The 13,277-nt window shown below is 31.8% G+C and carries 13 protein-coding genes; all 13 read left to right on the top strand.

Annotated elements, in window-relative coordinates:
- The first annotated feature begins 230 nt into the window (after positions 1–230).
- On the top strand, positions 231–2,060 hold the full coding sequence (gene glpO, locus ACEN36_RS09555; RefSeq protein ID WP_407126468.1) for a type 1 glycerol-3-phosphate oxidase: 1,830 nt from the start codon (positions 231–233) through the stop codon (positions 2,058–2,060).
- A gap of 4 nt (positions 2,061–2,064) precedes the next feature.
- A complete protein-coding gene (locus ACEN36_RS09560; RefSeq protein ID WP_407126469.1) occupies positions 2,065–2,781 on the top strand; it encodes an MIP/aquaporin family protein in 717 nt (238 codons plus the stop codon).
- Positions 2,782–3,117: 336 nt separating this feature from the next.
- Positions 3,118–3,858 carry a YveK family protein gene (locus ACEN36_RS09565; RefSeq protein WP_407126470.1) on the top strand — a complete coding sequence of 247 codons (741 nt, stop codon included), beginning with the start codon at positions 3,118–3,120 and terminating at the stop codon, positions 3,856–3,858.
- Positions 3,859–3,872: 14 nt separating this feature from the next.
- Entirely contained in the window at positions 3,873–4,583 is a 711-nt protein-coding gene (locus ACEN36_RS09570; protein WP_407126471.1) for a CpsD/CapB family tyrosine-protein kinase, read from the top strand.
- Between the two features lie 188 nt (positions 4,584–4,771).
- On the top strand, positions 4,772–5,425 hold the full coding sequence (locus tag ACEN36_RS09575) for a sugar transferase (protein ID WP_407126481.1): 654 nt from the start codon (positions 4,772–4,774) through the stop codon (positions 5,423–5,425).
- 13 nt (positions 5,426–5,438) lie between these two features.
- A complete protein-coding gene (gene pssD / locus ACEN36_RS09580) occupies positions 5,439–5,888 on the top strand; it encodes a PssD/Cps14F family polysaccharide biosynthesis glycosyltransferase (protein WP_407126472.1) in 450 nt (149 codons plus the stop codon).
- Complete coding sequence (locus tag ACEN36_RS09585) at positions 5,889–6,368, top strand: glycosyltransferase (protein WP_407126473.1); 480 nt, start codon at positions 5,889–5,891, stop codon at positions 6,366–6,368. It begins immediately after the preceding gene.
- A gap of 23 nt (positions 6,369–6,391) precedes the next feature.
- Positions 6,392–7,144 carry a glycosyltransferase family 32 protein gene (locus tag ACEN36_RS09590; RefSeq protein WP_407126474.1) on the top strand — a complete coding sequence of 251 codons (753 nt, stop codon included), beginning with the start codon at positions 6,392–6,394 and terminating at the stop codon, positions 7,142–7,144.
- 16 nt (positions 7,145–7,160) lie between these two features.
- Positions 7,161–8,264, top strand: coding sequence for an O-antigen polymerase (locus ACEN36_RS09595; protein WP_407126475.1), 1,104 nt, complete (start codon positions 7,161–7,163; stop codon positions 8,262–8,264).
- Positions 8,265–8,281: 17 nt separating this feature from the next.
- Positions 8,282–9,157 carry a glycosyltransferase family 2 protein gene (locus tag ACEN36_RS09600; protein WP_407126482.1) on the top strand — a complete coding sequence of 292 codons (876 nt, stop codon included), beginning with the start codon at positions 8,282–8,284 and terminating at the stop codon, positions 9,155–9,157.
- Positions 9,158–9,187: 30 nt separating this feature from the next.
- A complete protein-coding gene (locus ACEN36_RS09605; RefSeq protein ID WP_407126477.1) occupies positions 9,188–10,036 on the top strand; it encodes a glycosyltransferase family 2 protein in 849 nt (282 codons plus the stop codon).
- Between the two features lie 140 nt (positions 10,037–10,176).
- Positions 10,177–11,163 (top strand): glycosyltransferase, encoded by a 987-nt coding sequence (locus ACEN36_RS09610; RefSeq protein WP_407126478.1) that lies wholly within the window; start codon positions 10,177–10,179, stop codon positions 11,161–11,163.
- Between the two features lie 204 nt (positions 11,164–11,367).
- Positions 11,368–12,795, top strand: coding sequence for a lipopolysaccharide biosynthesis protein (locus tag ACEN36_RS09615; RefSeq protein WP_407126479.1), 1,428 nt, complete (start codon positions 11,368–11,370; stop codon positions 12,793–12,795).
- The last annotated feature ends 482 nt before the right edge of the window (positions 12,796–13,277 follow it).

Genomic DNA, 13,277 nt, shown 5'->3' on the forward strand with positions numbered 1-13,277 from the left:
AAAATTCCAACAGGCAGGTGCTTTTTACCTGACAGTTGGAATTAGCTTCTAGACGTGTAGGCTGCTATGTACAGCTCGTTTTAGAGTAGGCTGCTACGCGCAACTCGTTTTAAAAACAGAAACCAAATCAAAGCCCGTAGCCTACCGGCTACAAAAACCTATCAACAGGCAGCTTATTTAAGAACAGATACAAAAATAAAGTACTACATCCTTAAAGGAGGAAAAGAGTCATGGTTTTTTCAATTGAAAAAAGAAAACAAGACATCAAAGCATTAAAAGAAGAAACGCTAGACGTCTTAATTATCGGTGGTGGAATCACAGGAGCCGGTACAGCATTACAAGCCGCTGCTTCAGGTTTGAAGACTGGTCTTGTGGAAATGCAGGACTTTGCAGAAGGAACCTCTTCTCGTTCAACAAAATTAGTTCACGGTGGCTTGCGCTACTTGAAGAACTTTGACGTAGAAGTTGTTGCTGACACAGTTCAAGAACGTGCTGTTGTTCAAGGTATCGCGCCTCACATCCCTAAAGCAGATCCAATGATTTTACCAGTTTATGACGAACCAGGTTCTACTTTCTCAATGTTCTCATTAAAAGTAGCTATGGACTTGTATGACCGATTAGCTAATGTTACAGGGACAAAATACGAAAACTACACATTATCAAAAGACGAAGTGCTAGAACGTGAACCGCAATTGAAAAGCGAAGGCTTGCAAGGTGCTGGAGTTTATCTAGATTACCGGAACAACGATGCTCGTTTAGTTATCGAAAACATCAAGCGTGCTGCTGAAGATGGCGGACACATGGTCAGCCGTACAAAAGTTGTCGGTATCTTACACGACGAAAATGATAAAGTATGTGGAGCAACTGTTGAAGACTTATTAACAGGCGAAACATATGATATCAAAGCTCGTATTGTATTAAACACAACAGGTCCTTGGTCTGACACGATTCGTCAAATGGATGCTAAATCAGACGCTGCTCCTCAAATGCGCCCAACAAAAGGGGTACACTTGGTAGTAGACCGTGAAAAATTACAAGTTCCACAACCAACTTACTTCGACACAGGCAAAAACGATGGCCGTATGGTATTCGTGATTCCTCGCGAAGAAAAAACGTACTTTGGAACAACGGATACAGATTACAAAGGCGATTTCTCACATCCAAAAGTAGAGCAAGAAGATGTAGACTACTTGTTGGAAGTTGTAAACAACCGTTACCCATCAGCTGGAATTACGATCAACGATATCGAATCTAGCTGGGCAGGATTACGTCCATTGATTTCTACAAATGGCGGATCTGACTACAATGGCGGAAACAGCCAACCAATTACAGATGAAAGCTTTGACAATGTAATCTCTACAATCGAAAAATACCAACAAGGTGAAGTAGATCGTATTACTGTAGAAGAGGCATTAAAAGATATTCAAACTAGCAACTCTGAATCAGAAGCTAACCCTTCAGCGATTTCTCGTGGAAGTGCATTAGACATCGATGAAGATGGATTAATCACTATAGCCGGTGGTAAGATTACGGATTACCGTAAAATGGCTCTTGGAGCAATGAGAACAGTTGTTGAAATCTTGAAAAATGACTTTAACAAGACTTACGAGTTGATCGACTCTTCTAAGTACCCTGTATCAGGTGGAGACATCAACGCGCAAGAAGTAGAAGAAGAAACTGAAAAACTAGCCCAAATGGGTGTTGAAAAAGGATTGAGCCAATCTGAAGCTTTATACTTGGCAAATCTTTACGGTTCAAATGCTCCTAAAGTGTTCGCTTTACTAGATGAAGTAGAACAAATTGCAGGATTAACGCTAGCTGACTCATTGAGCTTACGTTATGCGATGGACGAAGAAATGGCGTTGACGCCAAATGACTTTTTAATTCGCCGTACGAACCATATGTTATTCATGCGTGACACACTGGACGGCATCATCGAACCAGTAATCGTAGAAATGGCTCGTTACTATGATTGGACAGATGAAGTAAAAGCAAACTATACTAAACAATTAGAAACTGCGATTGCGGAATCTGATCTAAAAGAATTAAAAGGGGAGTAAACGAATGAGTGGAGATACACTAACGATTTTTAGTGAGTTCTTAGGAACGATGATTTTGGTGTTATTGGGAGACGGCGTATGTGCTGCCGTTAACTTGAAAAAAAGTAAAGCAGAAGCAGCTGGTTGGGTTGCAATTGCTCTTGGATGGGGAGCAGCAGTAACAATTGCTGTTTATGTTTCAGGATTTATGGGACCAGCTCACTTGAACCCAGCTGTAACAGTTGGTATGGCGATGATTGGGAATGTTGAATGGAGCTTAGTGCTTCCGTTTATCTTGGCTCAAGTTGCTGGAGGTATTGTAGGAGCTGTATTAGTTTGGTTGACTTACTTGCCGCACTTCAAAGAAACAGAAGACCAAGGATTTATCTTAGGTACTTTTGCAACAGGACCAGCTATCCGCAACAACGTCAGCAACGTTATGACAGAAACTATCGGTACTTTCGTATTAGTATTTGCTCTTATGATGTTTGGACAAAACACTTTCACAGATGGATTAAATCCATTGGTAGTAGGAGTATTGATTCTTTCAATCGGTCTATCTTTAGGCGGATCAACTGGATACGCAATCAACCCTGCACGTGACTTAGGTCCGCGTATTGCTCACCAAGTATTGCCAATTGCAAACAAAGGGAACTCTGAATGGGATTATTCTTGGATTCCAGTAGTAGGTCCAATCTTGGGTGCAGTTATTGCTGCTCTATTGTATATGGTAATTCTATAAAAATATTAGTTGAATAATAAATTTAGTTTAAACCTCATGCTTACACTAACGAGTGTGCAGCGTGAGGTTTTTTTTATACGATATTGTTTATTCTAAGTAGATTTTTATGGGAAAGTTAGGTATACTAAAACTACTTTTTTAAATAACGTACATTTTAATTGTGATAGAAGCAATTGTTTGGTATTAGTTGTCTATACAAATACAAGTTTTTTAACATTTTGTCCATAGTATCAATGGGAGAATGTGTTATAGTAGTAAAGAATGTTATCGAAATTGGTCTATCCAAAATGATAACGTTTCATTACATTTTGGCGAATCGCCGTTCAGGAGGAAATCATGGAAGAAGAAATTAGTTTAGTTGAACTGTTTGAAGTGCTGAAGAAAAGGCTGAGCATGATTATTAGTCTTTCGTTAATTGGACTTATTCTGGCATCAGCATTTACATTTTTTATTGCCACGCCAAAGTACAGCGCTACAACGCAGTTATTGGTCAATCAAACAACAGGTAACACAGAAGGCATCCAATTGAATGACATCAATACAAACGTACAAATGATCAATACATATCGTGACATCATCAAAGGACCAGTGATTTTAGAAGATGTTATCAAATCATTGGAATTAGATTCTACTGTTTCACAATTATCTGAACAAATCGAAGTGGTGACACAAGATAATTCTCAAGTATTTTCATTAAGTGTAACAGGTGAAAATCCATATGTTGCTTCAGATATTGCAAATTCTACTGCATCTATTTTTAAAGATGAAGTCGGAAACATCATGAACGTTGAGAACGTAACGATTATTTCAGAATCGGTTCCAAACACAACTCCAGTTTCACCGAATAATCTATTAAATATGATCATTGGATTATTACTAGGAGCTATGCTAGGAGTAGGCTCGGCATTCTTATTAGAGTTTATGGATAAAACTGTCAAAGATGAGCGTTTTATCACGGATACTTTAGGTTGGAGTACGCTAGGAAACGTATCAGAAATGACTCATGATGAATTAGCGGCTAAAGTAACAACAGCTCAGTCAAATCCAGTCAATAGACGTTCTAAAGCCAGAGTTTAGGAGGAAAATACAAAATGCTATTTAAAAAAAATAGAAGCAAGGCCTCAACAAATGAACGACCAAGTTTAATTACGGTTACTAGACCCTCTTCAGTAGTGGCAGAACAATTTCGGACGATTCGTACGAATATACATTTTTCAATGATCGATTCTGACTTAAAAACGTTAGCTATCACGTCAGCAGGTCCAGGCGCTGGTAAATCAACGATTTCAGCGAATCTAGCGGTTACTTTCGCTAGTGAAGGTAAAAAAGTCTTGTTGATAGATACAGACATGCGTAAGCCAACTGTCCATAAGACTTTCAAGCTGCCAAATCATGATGGTTTGACTACTTTATTAACAGACAGAACAGCACAAATATCTGATATTGTTCATATTTTAAAAGAAGAAAAACTTTATGTATTGACAAGTGGAGTTATTCCTCCCAATCCAGCTGAATTATTGTCTTCCAAACGTATGGAACAATTGAAATTAGAATTAGAAGAATCATTTGATTTGATTATTTTTGATCTTCCTCCAGTTATTGCAGTTACAGACGCTCAAATTATGTCCAGTAAAACGGACGGTACGATTTTTGTGATCAACAAAGGTGGAGCGGATAAAGAAATGGTTTTGAAAGCAAAAGAATTGTTGGATAAAGTTCAAGCGAATGTTCTTGGAGCAGTTTTTAATCGTGTTGAAAATAAAAATGATCATTATTATGCTTATTATGGGGAAAATAAATAAGAAAGATTTCTATTGGGAATATTTTTTGTTCTCAGTATAAATCTTTTCTTTTTGAAGAATAAAGTGCAAATGTTTTTATAGAAAGTAAGTAATCTACTAAAAAAGAGATTTATTCGATGTAAGGAGGAGTAGATTTGGAAAAACAAGGAGACTTTGACGATCTAGATTTTTTTGCTGAAAGTGATACAATAGCTGTTAACTATAGTTTCTTAAAGGTAGAAGATATAAATCGCAGGTATGTTTACAAATTTTTAAAACGCTTAATGGATATATTAGGTAGTATTATTGGATTATTAGCATTATCTCCGTTGTTTTTCATCATTGCAATGGCAATAAAAAAAGAAGAAAAATATGGACCTGTATTCTTTTCTCAAACACGAATTGGAAAAAATGAAAAAGAATTTAAAATGTATAAGTTTCGTTCAATGTGTGTGGATGCTGAAGTTAAACTAGAGGAATTGTTAAAGCATAATGAAGTTGAAGGCGCAATGTTTAAAATAAAGGATGATCCACGGGTGACAAAAATAGGGAAATTCATTCGGAAAACAAGTATTGACGAGCTACCCCAGCTTTTGAACGTTTTAAAGGGTGATATGAGTTTAGTAGGACCAAGACCACCTTTGAAAAGAGAAGTAGAGGAATATAGTACATATGATAAGCAACGTCTTTTAATCAAACCAGGTTGTACTGGAACCTGGCAAATTAACGGGCGAAATGATGTTGGTTTTGATGAAATGGTAAAAATGGACATTGGATATATAAGGAATTTAAGTATATTAAATGATATTAAAATCATTTTTAAGACAGCATGGATTATGATTAAGCCAAATGGTGCGTATTAGCGAGGAGAAATTTATGAAAGTTTGTTTAGTTGGTTCCAGTGGGGGACATTTAACACACCTGTATTTATTAAAACCTTTATGGGAAAATAAAGAAAGAATTTGGGTAACTTTTGATAAGGCAGACGCTCAGAGTATTTTAAAGAATGAAAAGATTTATCCTTGTTATTTTCCAACAAATAGAAATATTAAAAATTTAATTAAGAATACTTTTCTAGCTTTCAAAATTTTAAGAAAAGAAAAGCCAGATGTTATTATCTCTTCTGGAGCTGCTGTGGCCGTACCTTTTTTTTATCTTGGCAAGTTATTTGGTGCAAAAACAATTTATATAGAAGTTTTTGATCGAATAGATTCTCCCACATTGACAGGAAAGTTAGTATATCCTGTAACTGATAAGTTTATTGTTCAATGGGAAGAATTAAAGAAAGTGTATCCTAAAGCTATAAATTTAGGAGGAATCTTTTAAATGATATTTGTTACAGTAGGGACTCATGAACAACAGTTTAATCGGTTAATCAAGGAAGTAGATTGTTTAAAAGAAAAAGGCAGTATTAAAGAAGATGTATATATTCAGACAGGCTATTCTGATTACAAGCCAAAGCATTGCGAATGGTCAAATTTTATTGATTTTGCTGAAATGGAAAATTATATAAGTAAATCTAGAATTGTGATAACTCACGGTGGGCCAGCTAGTTTTTTAAGTGTTCTAGCCAAGGATACCCCATTAATCGTAGTTCCTAGAAAGTTAGAAATGGGAGAACATGTGAATAATCATCAGTTAGATTTTGTTAAGAAGATTAATCAACATGGATACAATATAGAATACATTGAAAACATAAAGAAATTAGAATCCTCATTGAACAATATTGAAAAGACGAACAAATTTTTATCACAAAATCAGGCGTTCAATGAAAAATTTATAAAAATAGTAAAATCATTATTTTAATTATTTTTGTAGGAGGGAAATTTTTGATTCCAAAAATAATACATTACTGTTGGTTCGGAGGAAATCCATTACCCGAAAGTGTGGTTAAATGCATAGAATCATGGAAAAAATATTGCCCAGATTATGAGATAATCGAATGGAATGAAAAGAAATATGATGTTAACAAAATCACCTATACAAAAGAAGCATATAGAGTTCAAAAGTATGCTTTTGTATCAGATTACGCCCGATTAGATATTGTATATAATCACGGGGGTATATACTTAGATACAGATGTAGAGTTAATTAAACCATTAGATGAATTTCTTAAGTATAAATGTTATGTTGGGTGTGAGCTTCCTGATAGAGTAGCTACAGGTCTGGGTTTTGGCGCAGTAAAAGGAAATGTTTTTTTAAAAGAGAACATGGCCATTTATGAAAAAAGAAATTTTATTATTAATGGAAAAAATGATACAACGACATGTGTAGATTATACTATGACTGCTTTAGAAAAAATGGGCTATTCCTATAATGAAGGAATTCAAAGTTTAGATTTTGTTACTATATTTCCTACTGAATACTTTTGTCCTTTTGATATGCAAAAACAAGAACTGTTTATCACAGAGAACACTCATTCTATCCATCATTATGAGGCTACTTGGAAAAGTAATAATCTAATTATTCGTCGTGCTGAACGTATGATGTTACCGATTAAAATAAAGTTGCGAAGATTTGTAGATAATACATTTGGAAAAGGAACATATACTCGTATGAAAAATGTTTTTAAAATTAATTAGGCTGGAGAAATAATGAATGTTACTAAGTGAAATAAGACCGTATACAAATTATTATAAGCTCTTTTATTTAGTGTTTATTTTATTATTAACTTTTTGTAAAGCAATTGGATTAAGTGGGGATGACTATACATATATTTTTGTATTCATATTCTCTCTCTTTTTTTGGGCTTTAAAAATATTTAACGATCGATGGACAAAAAGAGAAATCCTGGTATTGTTACTTTTTTTTACGTTATCTTTAGTAAACTTCTATATAACAAAAGAAGAAACCCTGCTACTTACTTTTTTTGTATTTTCTGGAATGAAGGGTATTTCAATAAAGAAAGTTTTTATAATAATGCTAATAACGAGAATTACTGGGTTCATTGCTGTAGTGACAAGTGCGTATGCAGGCTTAATTCCAAATGAAGTAGTACTGTTTTGGCGTAATGGGGCTTTTATTGAAAGATATGGACTTGGTTTTGATCATCCGAATTTATTACATTCCTCTTTAAATTTGATCATTATACTTTTTATTTATCTTTATTATGAAAAGTACAATTTGTTTTATATGATAGTACTGTCAATTATTAATATAATTTTTTACCTTTTTTCATTTTCTAGAACCGGTTTGATGTCTATTTCAATACTATTGGTAATAACTTATCTCATGAAAAAAAGCAGTGTATTCACCGATATTATAAAAAAAGTAACAGTATATATTCAGTTTTTGTTATTTGGGTCTACTATAATCCTTTCGGTTTTTTTTGCAGACACTACTTTTGTAAAAAAACTTGATGATCTTTTTACAGGTAGGCTGTATTACGCAAGGGAACAATTGAAATATATGCCTACTATATTTGGAAGGAACTTTGGTAACACAGATATCTTATTTGACAACAGTTATTCAATGTTAATATCGGTTTATGGAATTGTCGTAACGACTTTATTTTTATTAAGTTATTATTGGACAGCAAAGAAGCTTATAAAATTAAATAATAACGGATTAGTAATGTTATTTTTGATAATATCCATTACCTGTTTTTTTGAAAGTTTTATGGGCAATGCATTAATGAATTTCACTATTATTATTTTTGCAAAGAATTTTTTTAATGAATTAGAAGAAATTGAGAGAGAGTAGGGTTTTATATTATCACAATATTCACGCCAACATATAACAGGCAAAAACAATTAAGTAGATTGTATGTTTCTTTACTAAAACAATCTAACTACAATTTTATATGGTTAATTGTTGATGATGGTTCTATAGATCAAACAAAGGATATTGTAGAACAATGGATTAGTAGCAAACCACCATTTGAAATCAAATATGTATATAAAGAAAACGGTGGGAAACATAGCGCATATAACAAAGCACTCGAAATTATGAATAGTGAATGGCATGTAACAGTAGATAGTGATGATTGGCTGAAAGAAGAGGCAATTAGTACAATGTATGAAAAAAAAAATGCTTTCTCAGAAAAAGATAAATATGTCGGGATTGTTTTTCCAAGACTTAACTCAAAGGATTCTAATCTAAAAGTCAAAGAATGGATACCTGATGAGGTAGACTCCATAAATATAGCAGATATAAAATTTAAATATCATCTAAATATAGAGACATGCATATTAATAAAGAACTCAAATTTAAAAGAATTTCGTTTTCCTATTTTTTCTGGAGAAAAACATATGTCAGAAGAACCTTTATATAATTATTTAGCAAAATTTGGAAAATTTTATCCTGTACCAGACTATATATATGTATTTGAATACCTTCAAGATGGATGGACAAATAATTTATTTGAAATTTGGAAAAAAAATACCAAGAGCACCTTATACGTATTATCGATTCGATATGATTATATATCCGAAAACTACCAAGGAATATTAAAAATTAAGGAGTTATTTAAAGCTAAATTGAATATTAATGCTATTAAACAAATACAAAATGACCCAATTAAGGATTATGATATAATTGATTTTTTTATGTCCCCATTGAGTTTGCTTTGGAGAAAGTTTAGGTTTAAAGAATAAACATGGTAAAGAGGGGGGGGGGAGAATTCGATGGAAAAAGTTAGTGTTGTGATTCCCACATATAAAAGGAATGAGTTGTTAGAAAAAGCTATTAACAGTGTAATAACACAAACATATGAACATTTAGAAATAATAATAATTGATGACAATGGATACGAAAATGAGTATAGAAAAAAAAATCGACAATTAGAAAAAAAATTAAAAAATCACTCTAATATTAAGTTCTTTTATCCATCTACTAATTTGGGCGGATCTAATGCTAGAAATTACGGTGTGCTGAAAAGCGATGGCGATTACATCTCTTTTTTAGATGATGATGATTATTTTTTGCCTAATAAAGTTGAAATAATGCTAAAGCAACTTTTAAAAACAAATTCTGAGATGGCGTATTCATATGTTATCTCAAATAAAGGTGAATTGTGGGAAAAGTATTATAATGGTCAACCTTTATTCGAGTTGTTCAGAGACGATTGTTTAGCCGCTACATCTCAATGGATTATAAAAAAAGAAGCAATAATGAATGTAAAAGGATTTGATGACACTCCGGCCAAACAGGATTCAATTCTAACATACAAGTTAATTTCTCAAGGATACAGTGTTACTTGTGTACCTCAAGTCTTATCCGTCTATAATGAACATGATGGTATTAGGATTAGTAATAGTGGGAAAACATTAATTGGAGAAATGAATTTGTATAATAAATACCAGGAATCAAAACATTTATTTACAAAAAGTGAGAATGATGAATTAATGTATAATTTTCACTTAAGATTTTTTAAGTACAAAATTAAGAGCAAAAAATACTTTAGTTCAATAAAAGATTTAATTTATCTTTTAATTAAAAAACCTAGAAAAATATTAGAGTTAGTATGGTCATAGAAAACATACGTTTTTCTCCTGAAAAAGACTTTAAATAAAAATATAATCGAATCTATAGTAAACTTTATGTCTTTATCAGGAAAAATGTTCTTGATAACTATGAAAGTTAATTTATGAAATAGAAAGGTAGATTTTTAACATTGAATGACATTGTATTTTCCATAATTGTCCCAGTATACAACGTTGAAGTATATTTAGAGAAATGCATAGAAAGTTTAATTAATCAGACATTTCGTAATATAGAAATTCTACTAATAGATGATGGGTCAACTGATAACTCTTTAAAATTATGTAATGAGTACTCTGAAAAATATAACAATATTAAAGTATACCATAAAAGTAATGGTGGTCTCTCAGATGCAAGGAACTATGGCTTAATAAAAGCAAGTGGAAATTATGTAATGTTTGTTGATTCTGATGACTACATAAGCTTAGATGCATGTCAAAGATTCTATGATGTGTTAATGAATGAAGAATTTGATATAGTAACGGGAAATTGCTTAAGGATAGAACCGGATAGAGAAATAAAACAGATATTTAATCAATCAGTTAAAAATTGTGAAGGAAAATTTTTTTTAGAAAAACAGTTAGAAACCAGAACTTTTTATGCAGCTGCGTGTAGGAACATTTACAAGAAGGATTTTCTATTAAAAAATAATTTATCCTTTAAAAAAGGAATATATCATGAAGATGAACAGTGGACTCCTAGAGTTTTTTTAACCGCAAAAAAAGTAATGAATACATCCATTGTTTTCTATCATCATATAATAAGAGAAGGATCAATTACTCAAAAAAAATCACAAGAAAAAAATGGACGAGATTTAATAAGTATCTATAACGACTTAGCTCCTATTTTTTTTAAATTAGATGATCCTTATTTAAAAAAACTCCTGAATGGTAATCTCGTTGAAATTTATTTAGAAGGTATTTATAAGACTAAAGGAGCAACAATTATTCATAAAAAAGATATGACGTTTTTAAGAAAAAACGCTATATCTAAAGGAAATAAATTTAAAGTAAGATTAATTATGTTAAATACAAAAATATATTATTTTTATTCTGTATGTAGAAGAAATTATTTTAATAAAAACTCATTTAAAAAGAAATTTATCTCTACAAAAAGTTAAACTTGTTCTGTGTGTGATTCATAATATTATTGAAGTTTATTGGAATATTTTGAGTGCGATAACAATGTAATGAGTAGGAAAAATTTAGATAGTGATATACATTCAAACAAACTGATTCCGGGAATAATAGAGATGAGTAGTCATTAAAGTACAAAGCTTTGAGGTAATCTAAAGATTCATTAATAGAAAGTAGGATTAGAATTAATGGGCTTAGCAAATGATTTTAAAAAAGGTATATTTTTTAGTGCACTGGGTAAATACTCTAACGTTGTTATTCAGTTGATAGTAAATGCCGTTCTTTCCAGAATTTTGACACCAGAAGATTATGGGATTGTAGCAGTAGTAAACGTATTTTTAATTTTCTTTCAAATGCTGGTGGATTTTGGAATCGGACCAGCTATTATTCAAAACAAGACTTTAGATAAGAATGATATTAAAAATATTTTTGCTTTTTCCATATATTTGGCTATCTTCTTAGGAATTCTATTTATGTTCTTAGGTTATCCAATAAGTATTTTTTATCAAGATGATGTTTATATACCAATATCCATTATACTAGGAATTTGTGTTGTATTTTATGCCTTGCTTGTTGTCCCTCAATCTATATTGTTGAGAGAAAAAAAGTTTTCAAGTGTCAACATGATTACAGTTTTAGCTAATTTACTATCTGGACTGATTTCAATAGTTTTAGCTTTTGCTGGTTTTAAATATTACTCTCTTATTATAGGAAATATTGTAAAAGCATTTGTTATGTTTTTAGTTTTCTTTTTGCAATCGAAAGTGAAGTTACAATTTAAAACAGGTAAAGAATCCTTGATGAAAATTTATTCTTTTTCTAAAAACCAGTTTGCTTTTAATTTTATTAACTATTTTTCAAGAAATTTGGATAAAATGTTAATTGGTCGCTTTATGTCCCCCTCAGCGGTCGCTTATTATGATAAGGCTTATCAAGTATCTCTATATCCAAATCAAACATTGACTAACGTTATAACACCTGTTATACAGCCTATTATGTCTGAATATGAAACTGACAAACAAAGAATTAAAAATGTATATTTAAAAATTACACTAGTTTTAGGTATTATTGGTGTGCCATTATCGGTATTTTTATTCTTTTCTGCTTCAGAAGTCATTTTATTTTTATTTGGGAATCAATGGGGAAATAGTGTAATGACTTTTCAAATTTTGAGTGTCTCCGTTTGGGTTCAGATGATTTCAAGCAGCACAGGCTCTATATATCAATCAGCAAATCGGACCGACTTACTTCTTCTTTCGGGAGTTTTGTCTGCCATTACTAATATAACTAGTATTTTTATAGGAGTCTACTTCGGAAGAATTGAATATGTAGCAATAATGATTGTTATATCGTTTGGTATCAATTTTTTAATGAATAATTATCTGTTGATGTATCGATTATTTGAGTCCTCATATGCAGAATATTTTAAAGTTTTAATTAAACCCTTTGTTATAGGTGCTATTCAGCTAATTGGTTTTTTACTGTTGCCTTACTTACATTATTCTGTTTTTATTAATTTGTTCATTAAATGCGGATTATTTGTTATTCTTTTTATAATAGGTATTCTTGTTACAGGACAAATCAAATTGTTCAAAGGAATAATTTCTAAACAGTAAATTATTAATGTTTTTTGAATTCTAGGTTAAATGTGCCTTAAAGAAAATATTAAGTAGTGTAACCTAAAAAAAAGCAATGGATTCACCCAATTTTTACTACAACATACTGAAGTTTATACGTGTATTTGAAGAGAAGCGATACGGCATTGGGACTTTGGAGAGTTATGAGAGAGTGCAGCAGGTATTTGTTAGTAAAATAGAATAGAAGAATTAAATTACATTTGGTTTACTAACACTCTAAAAATGAGAACTCAAAAAGCATTCAAAGAAGTTCTACTAATTTCTTTGGATGTTTTTTAATTAGTTTTTTGTATAGAAGTCTATCCTGAGTCCTACCAACATTATTTGACGTAGAGTAAGCCCGTTATAATGGACGCTGCAGAAAAAAAGGAAGACACGACAAAGAGCCTGATTTACTTTCAATTTTGAAATCAGGCTTTTTGGTCTATATTTTTAAAGGTTGGCAGGATTGAACGATTTTC

Origin of the sequence: Desemzia sp. FAM 23989 (genome assembly GCF_045528345.1) — a bacterium.
Classification (GTDB): Bacteria; Bacillota; Bacilli; order Lactobacillales; family Carnobacteriaceae; genus Desemzia.